General features: G+C 58.6%; 17 protein-coding genes. 12 read left to right on the forward strand and 5 right to left on the reverse strand.

Annotation, left to right across the window (positions count from 1 at the left end; translation table 11 throughout):
- The 4 genes from kdpC to kdpF all read right to left on the reverse strand — a co-directional run.
- Window positions 1–366 (reverse strand): K(+)-transporting ATPase subunit C (gene kdpC / locus RTP97_RS16245; RefSeq protein WP_312415487.1); only part of this gene is annotated, 366 nt, incomplete at its 3' end.
- 12 nt (window positions 367–378) lie between these two features.
- Window positions 379–2,427, reverse strand: coding sequence for a potassium-transporting ATPase subunit KdpB (gene kdpB / locus RTP97_RS16250; RefSeq protein ID WP_312415489.1), 2,049 nt, complete (start codon window positions 2,425–2,427; stop codon window positions 379–381).
- Window positions 2,428–2,444: 17 nt separating this feature from the next.
- A complete protein-coding gene (kdpA, locus tag RTP97_RS16255) occupies window positions 2,445–4,124 on the reverse strand; it encodes a potassium-transporting ATPase subunit KdpA (RefSeq protein WP_312415491.1) in 1,680 nt (559 codons plus the stop codon).
- A complete protein-coding gene (gene kdpF / locus RTP97_RS16260; RefSeq protein WP_042392117.1) occupies window positions 4,124–4,213 on the reverse strand; it encodes a K(+)-transporting ATPase subunit F in 90 nt (29 codons plus the stop codon). The genes kdpA and kdpF overlap by 1 nt, the downstream gene beginning before the upstream one ends.
- Before the next feature lie 333 nt (window positions 4,214–4,546).
- Between kdpF and RTP97_RS16265 the strand changes: the two genes are divergently transcribed.
- From RTP97_RS16265 to nei, 9 genes are all read left to right on the forward strand, one after another.
- Window positions 4,547–4,753 (forward strand): YbfA family protein, encoded by a 207-nt coding sequence (locus RTP97_RS16265; RefSeq protein WP_312211579.1) that lies wholly within the window; start codon window positions 4,547–4,549, stop codon window positions 4,751–4,753.
- A gap of 264 nt (window positions 4,754–5,017) precedes the next feature.
- The gene (locus RTP97_RS16270) at window positions 5,018–5,962 is read left to right on the forward strand and encodes a CAAX protease (protein ID WP_312415493.1); all 945 of its coding nucleotides are present in this window, start codon (window positions 5,018–5,020) and stop codon (window positions 5,960–5,962) included.
- Between the two features lie 89 nt (window positions 5,963–6,051).
- On the forward strand, window positions 6,052–7,008 hold the full coding sequence (locus RTP97_RS16275) for a DUF523 and DUF1722 domain-containing protein (protein ID WP_312415495.1): 957 nt from the start codon (window positions 6,052–6,054) through the stop codon (window positions 7,006–7,008).
- 12 nt (window positions 7,009–7,020) lie between these two features.
- On the forward strand, window positions 7,021–8,439 hold the full coding sequence (gene phrB / locus RTP97_RS16280; RefSeq protein ID WP_312415496.1) for a deoxyribodipyrimidine photo-lyase: 1,419 nt from the start codon (window positions 7,021–7,023) through the stop codon (window positions 8,437–8,439).
- Between the two features lie 9 nt (window positions 8,440–8,448).
- The gene (locus tag RTP97_RS16285; RefSeq protein WP_312415499.1) at window positions 8,449–9,192 is read left to right on the forward strand and encodes a type 2 GTP cyclohydrolase I; all 744 of its coding nucleotides are present in this window, start codon (window positions 8,449–8,451) and stop codon (window positions 9,190–9,192) included.
- Window positions 9,193–9,207: 15 nt separating this feature from the next.
- Window positions 9,208–9,864, forward strand: coding sequence for a 5-oxoprolinase subunit PxpB (pxpB, locus tag RTP97_RS16290; protein ID WP_312415502.1), 657 nt, complete (start codon window positions 9,208–9,210; stop codon window positions 9,862–9,864).
- A complete protein-coding gene (gene pxpC, locus RTP97_RS16295) occupies window positions 9,858–10,790 on the forward strand; it encodes a 5-oxoprolinase subunit PxpC (protein ID WP_312415504.1) in 933 nt (310 codons plus the stop codon). The genes pxpB and pxpC overlap by 7 nt, the downstream gene beginning before the upstream one ends.
- Window positions 10,780–11,517, forward strand: a complete 738-nt coding sequence (gene pxpA, locus RTP97_RS16300) for a 5-oxoprolinase subunit PxpA (protein WP_312415554.1) — start codon at window positions 10,780–10,782, stop codon at window positions 11,515–11,517. The genes pxpC and pxpA overlap by 11 nt, the downstream gene beginning before the upstream one ends.
- Window positions 11,518–11,534: 17 nt before the next feature.
- A complete protein-coding gene (gene nei, locus RTP97_RS16305; protein ID WP_312415506.1) occupies window positions 11,535–12,326 on the forward strand; it encodes an endonuclease VIII in 792 nt (263 codons plus the stop codon).
- A 33-nt stretch (window positions 12,327–12,359) separates the two neighbouring features.
- Here nei and RTP97_RS16310 read toward each other — a convergent pair whose 3' ends face one another.
- Window positions 12,360–13,646, reverse strand: a complete 1,287-nt coding sequence (locus tag RTP97_RS16310; RefSeq protein ID WP_312415508.1) for a citrate synthase — start codon at window positions 13,644–13,646, stop codon at window positions 12,360–12,362.
- Window positions 13,647–14,284: 638 nt separating this feature from the next.
- Here RTP97_RS16310 and sdhC point away from each other — a divergent pair.
- Genes sdhC through sdhA form a run of 3 tightly spaced genes read left to right on the forward strand, consistent with a single transcriptional unit; the run spans window position 14,285 to window position 16,796 of the window.
- Window positions 14,285–14,689 carry a succinate dehydrogenase cytochrome b556 subunit gene (sdhC, locus tag RTP97_RS16315; RefSeq protein ID WP_312227240.1) on the forward strand — a complete coding sequence of 135 codons (405 nt, stop codon included), beginning with the start codon at window positions 14,285–14,287 and terminating at the stop codon, window positions 14,687–14,689.
- Window positions 14,683–15,030, forward strand: coding sequence for a succinate dehydrogenase membrane anchor subunit (gene sdhD, locus RTP97_RS16320; RefSeq protein WP_042392134.1), 348 nt, complete (start codon window positions 14,683–14,685; stop codon window positions 15,028–15,030). Before sdhC ends, sdhD begins: the two co-directional genes overlap by 7 nt.
- A complete protein-coding gene (sdhA, locus tag RTP97_RS16325; RefSeq protein WP_312415511.1) occupies window positions 15,030–16,796 on the forward strand; it encodes a succinate dehydrogenase flavoprotein subunit in 1,767 nt (588 codons plus the stop codon). Before sdhD ends, sdhA begins: the two co-directional genes overlap by 1 nt.
- The last annotated feature ends 6 nt before the right edge of the window (window positions 16,797–16,802 follow it).

Below are 16,802 nucleotides of genomic sequence, written 5' to 3' on the forward strand. Positions count from 1 at the left end.
GGTGACCAGTTCGACCGGCACGCGCGGGTTAGCCTGCGGGTTGGCGGCCCGCAGCGCCGCGACGCGGGCGGTAATCGCCTCATCAAGCGCCGGATTGCTGCCCGCCAGGTTGCTGCCCCCGGAGGCCAGCGGATTATAGGGGGCGTCAGCGGTAGCGGAAGGGCGACCGTGGAAGTAGCCCGGCGCAGTAAAGTCCTGGCCGATCAGATGCGAGCCACGGATCTGATTATCCTCCAGGATCAGCGAGCCGTTGGCCTGCGCCGGAAACAGTCCCTGGCCGAGCAGGGTGGTGACCAGCGGATAGAGCCCGCCGGTGATCAGCGTTAACAGCACCAATAGCAGAAACGCGGAACGAAGTGACGTCATGGTGTGATCCTCTTAGACCAGGCCAAAAAGCGTTAACAGGAGATCGATGGCTTTGATACCGATAAAGGGCACGATCAGCCCGCCCAGGCCGTAGATCCACAGATTACGGCGCAGCATCGCCTGGGCCGAGAGCGGCGTATAGCTCACCCCTTTTAAGGCCAGCGGGATCAGGACGATAATAATCAACGCATTGAAGATCACCGCGCTCAGGATCGCCGAGCTGGGTGAGTGGAGATGCATAATATTCAGGGCGTTGAGCGGCGGGTAGGTGACTGCAAACGCGGCGGGGATAATGGCGAAATACTTCGCCACGTCGTTGGCGATGCTGAAGGTGGTCAGCGAGCCGCGGGTCATCAGCATCTGTTTACCGATATGCACCACCTCGATCAGCTTGGTGGGGTTGGAGTCGAGATCCACCATATTCCCTGCCTCCTTTGCCGCCTGGGTGCCGGAGTTCATTGCCACCGCCACGTCGGCCTGGGCCAGCGCTGGGGCATCGTTGGTGCCGTCGCCGGTCATCGCCACCAGCCGACCTTCGGCCTGATACTGGCGGATAAGTGCCAGCTTGGCTTCCGGCGTGGCTTCCGCCAGAAAGTCATCGACCCCCGCCTCGGCGGCAATCGCGGCGGCGGTGAGGCGGTTATCGCCGGTGATCATCACCGTTTTGATGCCCATCTTGCGCAGCTGGGCGAAGCGGGCTTTGATCCCACCTTTTACCACGTCCTTCAGGGGAATGATGCCCAGCACGCGGTTGCCCTCGGCGACCACCAGCGGCGTCGCGCCCCGGCTCGCCACCTGTTCAACCAGCGCCTCGACCTCGGCGGGAAACTCGCCGCCGTTAGCGGCAATGTGACGACGCAGGGCATCCACCGAGCCTTTGCGGATCTGCCGATCCTGAATGTTGATACCGCTCATCCGCGTCTGGGCGGTAAAGGGAACAAAGGTGGCGTTCAGGCTCTGGACGTCGCGCTCGCGCAGGTTAAAGCGCTGCTTCGCCAGCACCACGATGCTGCGCCCCTCCGGGGTCTCATCCGCCAGCGACGCCAGCTGCGCCGCATCGGCCAGCGTGCGCTCGTCTACTCCCCGAGCCGGTAAAAATTCGGCGGCCTGACGGTTGCCGAGGGTGATGGTCCCGGTCTTATCCAGCAGCAGCACGTCGATATCCCCCGCAGCTTCTACCGCCCGGCCGCTGGTGGCAATCACGTTCGCCCCAAGCATTCGACTCATGCCAGCGACGCCGATAGCAGAGAGCAGGCCCCCGATGGTGGTCGGGATCAGGCACACCAGCAGGGCGACCAGCACGGTGACGCTCACCGCCGTCCCGCCCCAGGCGGAGAAGGGCCACAGGGTGGCGGTGGCCAGCAGGAAGACAATCGTCAGGGCCACCAGCAGAATGGTCAGCGCGATCTCGTTGGGCGTTTTCCGCCGCTGCGCGCCCTCGACCATGGCAATCATCCGGTCAAGGAAGGTCTCGCCGGGGTTGACGCTACAGCGGATCACCAGCCAGTCTGAGAGAATGCGCGTGCCGCCGGTTACGGAGGCAAAATCGCCCCCGGATTCACGGATCACCGGGGCAGACTCGCCGGTAATGGCGCTCTCATCCACCGACGCGCCCCCCTCAATGGCCTCGCCGTCGCAGGGGATGATATCTCCCGCTTCGACCAGCACCACGTCGCCCCGGCGCAGATCGGCGGCAGGGATGCGATCGGTTGGTGCGCCATACTGCGGGGCGCGCAGCTTACGGGCGAAGGCGGTTTTGTTGACCCCCTTCAGGCTGCTGGCCTGGGCCTTGCTGCGCCCCTCGGCCAGCGCTTCGGCGACGTTGGCAAACAGCACGGTAAACCAGAGCCAGAGGCTAATCGCGCCGGTAAAGGCTGCGCTGCCGCTGAGATAGCCTGCGGCCATCGCTATCGCCAGCAGGGTAGTGAGCAGGCTGCCGATCCAGACGATAAACATCACCGGGTTACGCCACTGCACCCGTGGGCTGAGTTTTACAAAAGAGGCTAGTAGTGCCTCGCGAACCAGCGCGGGCTCGAACAGGGCAAGTTGCTTACGACTCATAAAGGCTCCCGCCAGGCTTAGCGTAAGGAAAGGTGTTCCGCGACTGGGCCTAAGGCCAGCGCGGGGATAAAGGTCAGTGCGCCAACGAGCAGCACGGTGCCGATCAGCAGACCAACAAACAGCGCGCCGTGCGTAGGCAGCGTGCCGGGGCTGACGGGCTGGCTCTTTTTCATCACCAGCGATCCGGCGATGGCCATCACCGGGACGATCACGCCGAAGCGGCCGACAAACATGCAGAACGCCAGCAGACAGTTCCAGAACGGGGTATTGGCACTGAGACCGGCAAAGGCGCTGCCGTTGTTGTTGGCCGCCGACGAGACGGCGTAGAGCACCTCGCTAAAGCCATGCGCTCCAGGATTAAGCATGCCCGCGCGTCCGGCGTCGGTCATCATCGCCAGCGCCGTACCGAGCAGCACCAGCGCAGGGGTGACGAGGATCGCCAGCGCGGTCATCTTCATCTCCCGCACGTCGATCTTTTTCCCCAGGTACTCCGGCGTGCGGCCGATCATCAGCCCGGCGATAAACACCGCCAGCAGCACAAAGAGCAGCATCCCGTAGAGGCCCGAACCGACGCCGCCAAAGACCACCTCGCCAACCTGCATCAGCCACAGTGGCACCATGCCGCCCAGGGCAGTAAAGGAGTCGTGCATCGCATTGACCGCGCCGCAGGAGGCGGCAGTGGTCACCACCGCAAAGAGGCTGCTGGCGAGGATGCCAAAGCGGCTCTCTTTTCCTTCCATATTGGCGGTGCCGTCCGCTCCCAGCGTCAGGAGATGCAGGTTGCCGTTTAGCTCGGCCCACATCACCAGTCCGGCGCAGATGACAAAAATAATCGCCATCGCCCAGAGAATGGCGTGGCCCTGGCGGCGGTCACCGACCGCCTCACCGAAGGCGAAGCAGAGCGCGGTGGGTATCAGGAAAATGGCCAGCATCTGCAGGAAGTTGGTTAGCGCCGTCGGGTTCTCAAACGGATGTGCAGAGTTGGCGTTAAAGAAGCCGCCGCCGTTGGTCCCCAGCATCTTGATCGCCTCCTGAGACGCGACCGGCCCCATCGGCAGCAGGCCCTTAACGCCCTCCAGCGAGGTATAGGCCTGGTAGGCGTTGAGATTTTGCAGGACTCCTTGCTGAATGAACACCAGCGCCAGCAGCAGCGAGAGGGGGAGCAGCACCCACAGGGTAATGCGGGTAATATCCACCCAGGCGTTGCCCAGGGTGTTGACGCTTTTGCGGGAAAATGCGCGGATCAGGGCGAAGATCACCGCCATCCCGCTGGCAGCAGAGAGGAAGTTCTGCACCGTCAGGCCGATCATCTGGCTGAAGTAGCTCAGCGTGCTCTCGCCGCTGTAGGATTGCCAGTTGGTGTTCGCCACAAAGCTCACGGCAGTGTTCAGGGCCAGATGCCAGGAGAGGCCAGGCAACTGCTGTGGGTTAAATGGCAGCTGCGCCTGAAACAGCAGGATCAGAAACAGAGCCAGCACGCCGAGCAGGTTAATGGCAAGGATTGCCAGCAAATAGTGACGCCACGTCATCTCCTTCGGCTGGATGCCGGTGATGCGCCAGAGACCGCGCTCAAGGGTTGCGGTGCCCGGCAGGGATTTATCCGCAATCAGCCTCGCCAGCAGCGTCCCCAGCGGCCGCGCCAGCAGAAACAGCACCAGGAGAAAGCTGGCTATCAGTAAAAACGCCTGCGCCGCCATCAGAAGGCCTCCGCGTTAATCAGGGCATAGACCAGATAGCCCAACAACAGGAAAACCAGTACCACACCGGTTATTACGCCTGCACTCACACTCCACCTCCGTGGTGTTCTTAGGATGTGCAGTGAAGGTAGGTTTTCCGGCGCAAAGATTTTGCAAAAATTGGCGGGGAGGATGTAAAAAAAGTATAAAAATCACAAAGGCACAATTTAACTAATGTTTAGTATTAATTTAACTGTTTTGTAACTTTCCTACGGGAGAAATGTAAATATCACCGCAACGGTGAAAAAATAGTGGTCGGATGAGTAGTAAAATTACCGACAAAGCGGTACTATTTTAACCAGTAAAGCTAATTGATTATTCCGGTGAACATGACCGACACGCCAGCCTCGTGAAGGATGACGGGGTAAAAAGGGGGAGAACGTATGTCTTTATATCAAGATTATCCAGCACATGTGATCGTTGCCCGTCGCGTTTTTGCCGTCGTGGCAGGCATAGCGGCGCTGCCGTTTATGCTGTTCTGGAAGGATCGCGCCCGTTTTTATAGCTATCTGCACCGCGTCTGGGCGAAAACCAGCGACAAGCCGGTATGGATGGATCAGGCCGAAAAAGTGACCTGCGATTTTTATTAAAGGGCAAAGCCCACACAGCAGCTAAGCAAACCGCCCTTCGGGGCGGTTTTTTTATGCGTGGAATGTGAAAAACCCCAGCAGAGCCGGGGTTTTCAAAACTTTTGCCTGATATGCTTTCACTAGAACCCATGCAGCATGGGGGATGATTCGGCATTGGCTAACGTTATGAGGTCAGATTAGCGCAGAGCGATAAGCCGGTCAACAGTGAGGTTATTTGGAGTTAGGTCTAAAAAAACACAACCACCATCAGGAGCAGGAGCGACTATGCCAGGAAGCATACCGGATTACGCACCCATTCTCTCGTTATTATCCCCAGCCCGGCTGGCTACCATTGAACGAACCTTTACTATTCAATCCCCAGTAGAAATATATGGCTTTACTATCTGGTTACAGAATGCAGCAGCTTCGCTTTATCCCCTTGTGCAACAGCTGGAGTTGATTTTACGTAATTCAATCGACAAGGCGGCGAAAGAGCGATTTGGCGAACATTGGTGGAATACTGTTCGCTATGATGATACGAAAGATAATCATACAAAATTTATTAAGGGTATTCGGAGCGCAGAGCTGACATTAAGAAAGAGAGGCAAAAACAAACAGGCGGCATGCTTGGGATCCAATAGCCCATCTGAGGCAGCTTCCTCAGCCTCTGGGTTTGGGCATGATGATATTATTGCTGCTACCACGTTTAGCACATGGGAAGCGGTACTGCTTGAGGCATGGCATACCGATCTTAATGCAGATAAACACCTCTACCTCTGGCCATTGTCACTGACTAAAGCGTTCAGAAGGCTTAGCGTGATTGACCACCGTCCAACAGAAGCGCGTCGCAAAGTGCTTAATCTTTTAAAAGAGATTAGGGATTACAGAAACAGGCTTTTTCATCATGATTGTATCTGGATAAAATCAAAAAGCGTTGATGCGCAAACTGCAATTGAATCGATACGCGAAAAAATTAATATTATTGAGAAACTGATAATAGCTATAAGCCCAGCGACATATAAAGCGCTGGATGCATGGGGCCTGTTTACCGCTGCGCGGCGAGTCTGTTCCGTCGAAGAGTTAAAAATGTATACCCATCTCGATTACCCTGGCGTCAGTGAGGCTGATGCCGTCGTGCTCGACAAACTTCTTCAACAGACCGGGTGTGGAAAGTTTTCAGTACCGCTTATGTTTAAAAAGCAGGCATGTGTATTTTATCAGCTCCGATAGGCCACATTTATTTATTGGCATCTTGTTATAACCATCGCGAATTCCTTGTCACTCCGGCTACACTTACGGAGAGTCTATAAGGAGCCGCTATGAGTGAAAAAATCCCTGTTGGCATCAGTGCCTGTCTGTTAGGGGAAACCGTGCGTTTTGACGGCGGGCACAAGCGACTGGCCTTTGCCGTTGAGGAGCTGTCGCCGTTAGTCCGTTTTGAGCCGGTCTGCCCGGAGATGGCCATTGGCCTGCCGGTTCCCCGTCCGGCACTGCGGCTGGTTAAAACGCCTGAAGGCGATCCGGCGCTGCGCTTTAGTGACGGACGCGAGGGCGATCTGACTCAGTCAATGCAGAGCTATGCGCAGAAGCGCATCAGCCAGTTTGATCATCTCTGCGGCTATATCGTCTGCGCAAAATCACCCAGCTGCGGCATGGAGCGGGTGCGCGTCTACGATGCCGACGGCAAAAATAACCGCAAAGCCGGGCGCGGGATCTATACCGAAATATTAATGCAAACCTATCCCTGGCTGCCCGTAGAAGAGGATGGTCGTCTGCACGATCCGCTGATCCGCGAAAACTTTGTCGAGCGTATCTACGCCCTGCACGAGCTTAACGGCGTACGCGAGCGTGGGCTGACGCGCGGGGAGCTGATCGCCTACCACAGCCGCTACAAGCTGCTGCTGCTGGCCCACTCCCAGCCGAAGTACCGCGAGCTGGGGCGCTTTGTGGCAGCCATTCACGAGTGGGAATCTCTCGATGAGTGGTTTGTTGAGTATCGCCAGCGGCTGATGGATCTGCTCTCTCATCAGGCCACCCGACGCAACCACACCAACGTGCTGATGCATGTTCAGGGCTACTTCCGCAAGCAGCTGAACGCCCGCCAGCGCGAGGAGCTGTCTTCACTCATCGAGCGCTATCGGCAGGGTACCCAGCCGCTGCTCGCCCCGGTGACGCTGCTCAAGCACTACATGGCTGAATTCCCCGATGCGTATCTCGCCGGGCAGCGCTACTTTGACCCGTGGCCAGAGACCCTGCGCCTTCGTTACGGACACTAATTCAGGAGCTGTATGACCACCCATCTGGTCTGGTTTCGCGCGGATCTTCGCGTGAAGGATAACCTTGCCCTCGCTGCCGCCTGCCGCGATCGCCACGCGAAGGTGCTGGCACTCTTTATCTCGACGCCTAAACAGTGGGAGAAGCACGAGATGGCGGCGCGGCAGGCGGCGTATATACAGTCCCATCTTCACAGTCTTCAGCAGGGGCTGGCGGAGAAGGGGATCCCGCTGCTGTTCGTCGAGGTAGACGATTTTGACGCCAGCGTGGGGGCGGTAAAAAAGGTTTGCGAGGAGCACGGCGTTACGCACCTCTTCTACAACTATCAGTACGAACTTAACGAACGTCAGCGCGATGCTGCCGTCGAGAGGGCTTTGCCGGATATAGCCTGCCAGGGGCTGGATGACAGCGTTATGCTTGCCCCCGGCAGCGTGATGACCGGCGATCGGCAGATGTATAAAGTCTTTACGCCCTATAAAAACGCTTTTCTACGCAGGCTCCGGGAGGATCTACCCGAATGCGTGCCTGCGCCCGCCGTGCGTGAAGGCGGGGCGCTAAGCGACCCCCTGAAGTCGCTCACTCTCACCTACCCGCAGCAGGATTTCGATGCCAGCCTCTTTCCGGCGACGGAGCAGGCGGCCGTTGAGCGGCTGCGCGAGTTTTGCCGGAGCGAAGTAGGGGAGTATGAGGCCCAGCGCGATTTCCCCGCGCTTGATGCCACCAGCCGGCTCTCAGCCTGCCTGGCGCTGGGGGTCATCTCTCCGCGCCAGTGCCTGCATCGGCTGCTGGCGGAGCAGCCCGAGGCGCTGAGCGGCGGTAAGGGCGCGGTCTGGCTGAATGAGCTTATCTGGCGCGACTTTTACCGTCATCTGATGACCTGGTATCCCGATCTCTGCAAGCATCGACCCTTTATCCCCTGGACCGAACGCGTGCAGTGGCAACGTCACCCGGAACATGTGCAAGCCTGGCAGGCGGGGCGCACCGGCTACCCTATTGTCGATGCAGCGATGCGGCAGATGAATAATACCGGCTGGATGCATAACCGCCTGCGGATGATTACCGCCAGCTTTCTGGTGAAAGACTTACTGATCGACTGGCGCGTCGGAGAGCGCTATTTTATCTCTCAGCTTATTGATGGCGATCTGGCCGCCAACAACGGCGGCTGGCAGTGGGCGGCGTCAACCGGTACCGATGCCGCGCCCTATTTTCGCATCTTTAACCCCACCACCCAGGGCGAAAAATTTGATAAGCGCGGGCAGTTTATCCGTCAGTGGCTGCCCGAGCTGGCGGAGGTGCCTGAGGCATCGCTGCACAATCCCTGGGCATGGGCGGATAAGCAGGGCGTGACGCTGGACTATCCCCGCCCGGTGGTCGATCATAAACAGGCCCGCACGGCCACCCTGGCCGCGTATGAAGCCGCAAGAAAATCGTAGAGAGGGATGATGAACAACACCGAACTGGAACGCCTGATTAATGACAAGCTTAACAGCGCGACCTTCAGTGACTACGCCCCCAACGGCCTGCAGGTCGAGGGGCGTGACGAAGTACGAAAGATTATTACCGGCGTAACGGCCAGCCAGGCGTTGATCGATGAAGCAATCCGCCAGCAGGCCGATGCGATCATCGTCCATCACGGCTATTTCTGGAAAGGCGAATCTCCGGTTATTCGCGGCATGAAGCGCAACCGCCTCAAGGCCCTGCTCGCCAACGATATTAACCTCTACGGCTGGCACCTGCCGCTGGATGCCCACCCGGAGCTGGGAAATAACGTTCAGTTGGCGGCGCTGTTAGGCATTACCGTGAAAGGCGAAATTGAGCCGCTGGTGCCCTGGGGCGAGCTGGCGATGCCGGTCCCTGGCCTCGAGCTGGCGTCGTGGATTGAAGCCCGGCTTGGCCGTCGACCGCTGTGGAGCGGCGATACCGGTCCGGCGGAAGTTCGTCGCGTGGCATGGTGTACCGGCGGCGGCCAGAGCTTTATCGACAGCGCCGCCCGTTTCGGCGTCGATGCCTTTATCACCGGCGAGGTCTCCGAGCAGACCATCCACAGCGCCCGGGAGCAGGGGCTGCACTTCTACGCGGCGGGGCATCACGCCACCGAACGCGGCGGCATCCGCGCGCTCAGCGAGTGGCTGACCGAAAATACAGATTTAGACGTCACATTTATTGATATTCCCAATCCAGCATGATGCAAGGGGGACTAAGTGCAGCGAGCGCGTTGTTATCTGTTAGGTGAGACCGCCGTGGTTCTGGAGCTTGAGCCTCCGGTAACCCTGGCCAGCCAGAAACGCATCTGGCGACTGGCCCAGCGGGTGGTCGAACTGCCCAATGTTGTCGATGTGATCCCCGGCATGAACAACGTCACCGTTGTGCTGGCGGATCCGCAGGAGAGGGCCCTGGACGCCATCGAGCGGCTACAGCGCTGGTGGGAGGAGAGCGAGGCTCTGGAGCCAGAGTCGCGCTTTATTGAGATCCCGGTAGTCTACGGCGGCGCGGCGGGGCCGGATCTGCCCGTGGTGGCAGAGCACAGCCGTCTTAGCGAAAGGCAGGTGGTTGAGCTGCATGCCTCCACCGAGTACGTGGTCTGGTTCCTCGGCTTCCAGCCGGGCTTCCCCTATCTGGGGGGCCTCCCGGAGGCGCTGCATACGCCGCGCCGGGCAGAGCCGCGCCTCTCTGTACCCGCCGGTTCGGTGGGTATCGGCGGAGAGCAGACCGGGATCTACCCCCTGGCAACGCCGGGGGGCTGGCAGCTAATTGGCCATACGCCGCTGGCGCTGTTCGATCCTGATAATAACGATCCCGTACTATTGCGCCCCGGCGACCGGGTGCGCTTTGTTCCGCAAAAGGAGGGCGTATGCTGACGGTAATTCGCGCCGGGATGTACACCTCGGTGCAGGGCGGCAAACGCAAGGGGCTGCGCCAGTCCGGCATCAGCTACTGCGGCGCACTGGATGCCCCGGCGCTGGAGATTGCCAACGCGCTGGTGGGCAACGCCGCCGACGATGCGGCGCTGGAGATGACGCTAGGGCAGTGCGAGTTTGAGTTCGCCCATGACGGCTGGTTTGCCCTCACCGGTGCGGGCTGCGACGCGACGCTGGACGACAAGGCGGTGTGGACCGGATGGCGGCATCAGGCCCGCGCTGGTCAGCGACTGGTGCTTAGACGCCCCCGGCATGGGATGCGCAGCTACCTGGCGGTAGCGGGCGGTTTCGATGTGCCTGAGGTGATGGGCTCCTATAGCACCGACCTGAAGGTAGGTATCGGTGGCTTTGCCGGACGGCTGTTGCAGGATGGCGATCGGCTGCCGATCCGCGCCTGCGAGCGCCGCTTTTCCGGCCCGCAGGGGGTGAAGCAGCTGCTGTGGGGGAACCGCATTCGCGCCCTGCCGGGGCCGGAGTACCAGTCGTTCAATACCGCCTCGCAGGAGGCCCTGTGGCGGTTGCCCTGGCAGCTTAGCCCGCAGAGTAATCGCATGGGCTATCGTCTTCAGGGGCCGCAGCTGAAGCGGCGTGAAGAGCGGGAGCTGCTCTCCCACGGTCTGGTTCCGGGGGTGATCCAGGTGCCGCATAACGGCCAGCCGATCGTGCTGATGAATGATGCCCAGACCACCGGCGGCTATCCGCGCATTGCCTGCATTATCGAGGCGGACATGTATCATCTGGGACAGATTCGTCTTGGCGATCCTATCCACCTTGTTCCCTGTACCCTGGAGGATGCGCTCCGTGCCCGCCGCGAGCAGCGGCTATTCCTTGACCAGCTGACGCGAGGTCTGCGTGCTGAAGATTGATCTCAACGCCGACCTCGGGGAGGGGAGCGCTAGCGACAGCGCTCTGCTACAGCTGGTCTCCTCGGCCAACATCGCCTGCGGCTTTCACGCGGGCGATGCGCAAACCATGCTGACCTGCGTCCGCGAGGCGTTGAAGAACGGCGTGGCGGTGGGCGCGCATCCCAGCTTTCCCGACAGGCAGAACTTTGGCCGTACGGCGATGACTTTGCCGCCGGAGACCGTCTATGCGCAAACCCTCTACCAGGCGGGGGCGCTGGCGGCGATTGTGCACGCTGAAGGCGGGACGATGAGGCACGTTAAGCCGCACGGCATGCTTTATAACCAGGCGGCGAAGGATCCTGCGCTCGCCGATGCGATTGCCCGAGCGGTGCACGCCTGCGATCCCGATTTGATTCTGGTTGGGCTGGCGGGCAGCGAGCTTATCCGCGCCGGGGAGCGTTACGGTCTGCAAACCCGGGAAGAGGTCTTTGCCGACCGGGGCTATATGAGCGACGGATCGCTGGTGCCGCGCACACAGCCGGGGGCGCTGATTAGCGATGAAGCCCAGGCCCTGACGCAAACCCTGGAGATGGTGCAGGCCGGGCGGGTGAAAAACATTCAGGGCCAGTGGACGAAGGTTAACGCCCAGACGGTATGCCTGCACGGCGACGGCGAGCACGCCCTGGCCTTTGCCCGCAGCCTGCGCGAGGCCTTTGCCGCCAGGCATATCACCGTCACCGCCAGTTAAATGAGTAAGGAGAAGCTATGCCGGAAGGCCCCGAGATCCGCCGGGCGGCGGACAGCCTTGAAAAAGCCATCCAGGGCAAGCCGCTCACCGAAGCCTGGTTTGCCTATGAACATCTGAAGCCCTGGGAGTCGCAGCTCGCCGGGCAGCACGTCGAGCGTATCGAAACGCGCGGTAAAGCGCTGCTGACGCATTTCTCTGGCGGCATGACCCTCTACAGCCACAACCAGCTCTATGGCGTCTGGCGAGTCGTGAAGGCGGGTGAAGAGCTGCAAACGACGCGCATCCTGCGGGTCAAACTGGCCGCCGCCGATAAAGTTATCCTGCTCTACAGCGCCTCGGATATTGAGATGCTGACCCCGGAGCAGCTGGCCGTTCACCCCTTTTTACAGCGTGTAGGGCCGGACGTGCTCGATCCCGATCTGGACGTTGCGATGGTCAAAGAGCGGCTGATTTCACCCCGTTTTCGCCGCCGTCAGTTTTCCGGGTTGCTGCTGGATCAGGCTTTTCTCGCCGGGCTGGGTAACTATCTGCGGATCGAAATTCTGTGGGCTACCGAGCTGGCACCCACTCACCGCGCCGCCGATCTCAGCGAGACGCAGCTGGATGCCCTGGCCAACGCGCTGTTAGAGGTGCCGCGTCTCTCCTACCGCACGCGTGGCAAGGTCAATGAGAAACGCCATCATGGGGCGCTGTTTCGTTTTAACGTGTTTCATCGGGCGGGTAAGGCGTGCAGTCGCTGCGGGGGAGTAATCGAAAAAACGACCCTGTCATCACGGCCATTTTATTGGTGTCCGGGATGCCAAAAATAGGCCCGGCAGCGCAACGCCGCCGGGCAGGGCAGATTAGTGGTTCTGCAGATCGGATTTGAAATCGCGCTGTTCGTAGCCGGTGTAGAGCTGGCGCGGACGGGCAATTTTGATGCCGTCGTCATGCATTTCGTTCCAGTGGGCGATCCAGCCAACGGTACGCGCCATCGCGAAGATAACGGTAAACATGGAGGATGGAATACCCATCGCTTTCAGGATAATGCCGGAGTAGAAATCGACGTTCGGGTAGAGTTTCTTCTCGATGAAGTACGGGTCGTTGAGCGCAATGTGCTCAAGCTCCATCGCCACCTGCAGCAGATCGTCTTTGGTTCCCAGCTCTTTCAGCACTTCATGGCAGGTTTCACGCATTACAGTGGCGCGCGGGTCATAGTTTTTATAAACACGATGACCAAAGCCCATCAGGCGGAAAGAGTCGTTTTTATCTTTGGCACGACGCACGAATTCCGGAATGTGCTCAACGGTGCTGATCTCTTCCAGCATCTTCAGTGCCGCTTCGTTTGCGCCGCCGTGCGCCGGTCCCCACAGGGAGGCGATACCGGCCGCGATACAGGCAAACGGGTTAGCACCCGAGGAGCCAGCGGTACGTACCGTAGAGGTGGAGGCGTTCTGCTCGTGATCGGCGTGCAGGATCAGGATGCGGTCCATGGCGCGTTCCAGCACCGGGTTAACCTCATACTTCTCGCACGGGGTAGAGAACATCATGTTCAGGAAGTTGCCCGCGTAGGAGAGGTCATTGCGCGGGTAAACAAACGGCTGGCCAATCGAGTACTTGTAACACATTGCTGCTACGGTTGGCATTTTGGACAGCAGGCGGAACGCGGCAATCTCGCGGTGGCGCGGATTGTTCACATCCAGCGAGTCGTGGTAGAACGCCGCCAGCGCGCCGGTCACACCGCACAGCACCGCCATCGGGTGGGAGTCGCGACGGAAGCCGTGGAACAGACGGGTGATCTGCTCGTGGATCATGGTGTGACGCGTGACGATGGTTTTAAACTCGTCAAACTCGGCCTGGGTCGGCTTCTCACCCTTCAGCAGGATGTAGCACACTTCCAGGTAGTTGGATTCGGTTGCCAGCTGGTCAATCGGGAAACCGCGATGGAGCAGAATGCCTTCGTCACCGTCGATAAAGGTGATTTTAGATTCGCAGGATGCGGTAGAGGTGAAACCTGGGTCAAAAGTGAATACCCCTTTTGAGCCGAGTGTACGGACATCAATAACGTCCTGACCGAGCGTGCCCTGTAGCACATCCAGTTCAATAGCATCGCCACCATTGTAGGTGAGGGTAGCTTTCTTATCAGCCATTTACGGTCTCCTTAGCGCCTTATGCTTAAGACTGTTGGGAAGAAGCCGGATTTGCATTCATACAGAAAATCAATGTTACCAGTTTGTTATTTGGCGCGTGGCTCTGTTGAGCAGAGAAAGCAGGGTACAGAGCGATAAGCGCTAGCAGGCAAACATTAAAATACCGTGAAAAATCAGCAAATCAGGTTTTTTACAGTCCGAATTTGTCAAACCTGTATATCACTAATAACTGTCCTGATAACGTCGGTCAATCCCTCTCACTGTTACATAACTAATTGTCAGGTGAAAGAGAGACCCCATAACTTTTACGAATTATATGACTTTTCCGCTGACGTTTGTAACAATAATGTTTAAGTTTTGTCAAATCTCATGGTTAAAAATTAAAAAAATGTTGTTATCGTGATGGAGCTCACTGTTCAGCATAAAACCCGACAAAGTGTATGTGGGTTAATTGTAATGATTTTGTGAACATCCTATACTGCCGCCAGGTCTCCGGAATACCCTGCCGTCCCGAGCCACCAGCGTTGTAATGCGTCGTTTAGCCTACGAAAGCATGAAATTTTGCATGACGAGCAGTTATACAAATGGACGCTGTCTGACCCGCCTGCAGACCGGAGGAAGGAAACTATAAGAACAGCATGTGGGCGTTATTCATGATAAAAAATGCTAAGAAACAAAGACCTGTCAATCTGGATCTCACTACGATCCGGTTCCCTGTTACGGCTATAGCGTCCATCCTCCACCGCGTGTCCGGCGTCATCACCTTCGTGGCGATCGGCATTCTGCTGTGGCTGTTGGGCCTGTCACTCTCCTCAGAAGAGGGCTTCCAGAACGCCTCCGCCATCATGGATAGCTTTTTCGTTAAGTTCATCATGTGGGGCATTCTCACCGCGCTGGCCTATCACGCTGTGGGCGGTATCCGCCACATGCTGATGGATGTCGGCTATCTGGAAGAAACCTTCGCCGCAGGTCAACGTTCTGCCTATATTGCTATTGCTATCACTGTCGTGCTTTCAATTCTCGCAGGAGTCCTCGTATGGTAAGCAACGCCTCCGCATTAGGACGCAACGGCGTACATGACTTCATTCTGGTCCGCGCTACCGCTATCGTTCTGACGCTGTACATCATCTATATGGTTGGCTTTTTCGCCATTACTGGCGATGTCACCTATGAAGCCTGGACGGGCTTTTTCTCCTCCGCCTTTACCAAAGTTTTCACCTTGCTGGCGCTCGTTTCCACGTTGATCCACACCTGGATTGGCATGTGGCAGGTGTTTACTGACTACGTTAAATCCACGGCGCTGCGCCTTGGGTTACAGCTGCTCACCGTTGTGGCGCTGCTGGTATACGTTATTTATGGATTCGTTGTGGTGTGGGGTGTGTAATGAAACTGCCAGTCAGAGAATTTGATGCGGTTGTAATTGGTGCCGGTGGCGCAGGTATGCGCGCGGCGCTGCAAATTTCCCAAAGCGGCCAGAGCTGTGCGCTGCTGTCTAAAGTTTTCCCAACCCGTTCCCATACGGTCTCTGCGCAGGGCGGTATCACCGTGGCGCTGGGCAATACCCATGAAGACAACTGGGAATGGCACATGTATGACACGGTGAAAGGTTCCGACTACATCGGTGACCAGGACGCCATTGAATATATGTGTAAAACCGGCCCGGAAGCGATCCTCGAGCTGGATCACATGGGCCTGCCGTTCTCCCGTCTGGAGAATGGCACCATTTATCAGCGTCCGTTTGGCGGCCAGTCGAAAGATTTCGGCGGCGAGCAGGCGGCACGTACTGCGGCGGCGGCGGACCGTACCGGCCACGCCCTGCTGCATACCCTTTATCAGCAGAACCTGAAAAACAAGACCACCATCTTCTCTGAGTGGTATGCGCTGGATCTGGTGAAAAACGCCGATGGTGCGGTGGTCGGCTGTACCGCCCTGTGCATCGAAACTGGAGAGGTGGTCTACTTCAAAGCGCGTGCAACGGTGCTGGCCACCGGCGGCGCGGGCCGTATCTACCAGTCCACCACCAACGCCCACATCAACACCGGTGACGGTGTCGGTATGGCGCTCCGCGCGGGCGTGCCGGTGCAGGATATGGAGATGTGGCAGTTCCACCCAACCGGTATCGCCGGTGCGGGCGTGCTGGTCACCGAAGGCTGCCGTGGTGAAGGCGGCTATCTGCTGAATAAACACGGCGAGCGCTTTATGGAGCGTTACGCGCCAAACGCCAAAGACCTGGCGGGCCGTGACGTGGTAGCACGCTCTATCATGATCGAGATCCGTGAAGGCCGCGGCTGTGACGGTCCTTGGGGGCCACACGCCAAGCTGAAGCTTGATCACCTCGGGAAAGAGGTTCTCGAATCCCGCCTGCCGGGCATCCTTGAACTCTCCCGTACCTTTGCCCACGTCGATCCAGTGAAAGAGCCGATCCCGGTGATCCCGACCTGTCACTATATGATGGGCGGCATCCCAACCAAAGTCACCGGCCAGGCGCTGACCGTTAACGCCGAGGGCGAAGACGTAGTGATCCCGGGCCTGTTTGCGGTAGGCGAGATTGCCTGCGTATCGGTACACGGTGCCAACCGTCTCGGCGGCAACTCGCTGCTCGACCTCGTGGTCTTTGGTCGTGCGGTAGGTCTGCATCTGCAGGAGTCCATTGCCGAGCAGGGCGCGCTGCGTGATGCGACCGACGACGAAATTGACGCCTCGCTGGCACGCCTGAATCGCTGGAACAACAACCGCGATGGTGAAGATCCGGTGGCGATTCGTAAAGCGTTGCAGGAGTGTATGCAGCACAACTTCTCGGTATTCCGCGAAGGCGATGCGATGGCGAAGGGGCTGGAGCAGCTGAAGGCCATCCGCGAGCGCCTGAAAAACGCCCGCCTGGACGACACCTCCAGCGAGTTCAACACCCAGCGCGTCGAGTGCCTGGAGCTGGATAACCTGATGGAGACTGCCTACGCCACGGCGGTGTCGGCGAACTTCCGTACCGAGAGCCGTGGGGCGCACAGCCGCTTCGACTTCCCGGATCGCGACGACGAAAACTGGCTCTGTCACTCTCTGTATCTGCCTGAATCGGAATCCATGACGCGCCGCAGCGTGAACATGGAGCCAAAACTGCGTCCGGCGTTCCCGCCGAAGATTCGTACTTACTAAGCGGAG

Origin of the sequence: Pseudescherichia sp., assembly GCF_031998825.1 — a bacterium.
In the GTDB taxonomy this organism is placed as follows: Bacteria; Pseudomonadota; Gammaproteobacteria; order Enterobacterales; family Enterobacteriaceae; genus Pseudescherichia.

Excerpts from the sequence above, each read along its gene's own strand:
- RTP97_RS16275 (WP_312415495.1), top strand. The coding sequence starts at position 6,052 with ATGAGTGAAAAAATCCCTGTTGGCATCAGTGCCTGTCTGTTAGGGGAA.
- kdpB (WP_312415489.1), bottom strand. The coding sequence starts at position 2,427 with ATGAGTCGTAAGCAACTTGCCCTGTTCGAGCCCGCGCTGGTTCGCGAG.
- pxpC (WP_312415504.1), top strand. The coding sequence starts at position 9,858 with ATGCTGACGGTAATTCGCGCCGGGATGTACACCTCGGTGCAGGGCGGC.
- sdhD (WP_042392134.1), top strand. The coding sequence starts at position 14,683 with ATGGTAAGCAACGCCTCCGCATTAGGACGCAACGGCGTACATGACTTC.
- sdhA (WP_312415511.1), top strand. The coding sequence starts at position 15,030 with ATGAAACTGCCAGTCAGAGAATTTGATGCGGTTGTAATTGGTGCCGGT.
- RTP97_RS16310 (WP_312415508.1), bottom strand. The coding sequence starts at position 13,646 with ATGGCTGATAAGAAAGCTACCCTCACCTACAATGGTGGCGATGCTATT.
- nei (WP_312415506.1), top strand. The coding sequence starts at position 11,535 with ATGCCGGAAGGCCCCGAGATCCGCCGGGCGGCGGACAGCCTTGAAAAA.
- kdpA (WP_312415491.1), bottom strand. The coding sequence starts at position 4,124 with ATGGCGGCGCAGGCGTTTTTACTGATAGCCAGCTTTCTCCTGGTGCTG.
- RTP97_RS16265 (WP_312211579.1), top strand. The coding sequence starts at position 4,547 with ATGTCTTTATATCAAGATTATCCAGCACATGTGATCGTTGCCCGTCGC.
- phrB (WP_312415496.1), top strand. The coding sequence starts at position 7,021 with ATGACCACCCATCTGGTCTGGTTTCGCGCGGATCTTCGCGTGAAGGAT.
- RTP97_RS16270 (WP_312415493.1), top strand. The coding sequence starts at position 5,018 with ATGCCAGGAAGCATACCGGATTACGCACCCATTCTCTCGTTATTATCC.
- sdhC (WP_312227240.1), top strand. The coding sequence starts at position 14,285 with ATGTGGGCGTTATTCATGATAAAAAATGCTAAGAAACAAAGACCTGTC.
- RTP97_RS16285 (WP_312415499.1), top strand. The coding sequence starts at position 8,449 with ATGAACAACACCGAACTGGAACGCCTGATTAATGACAAGCTTAACAGC.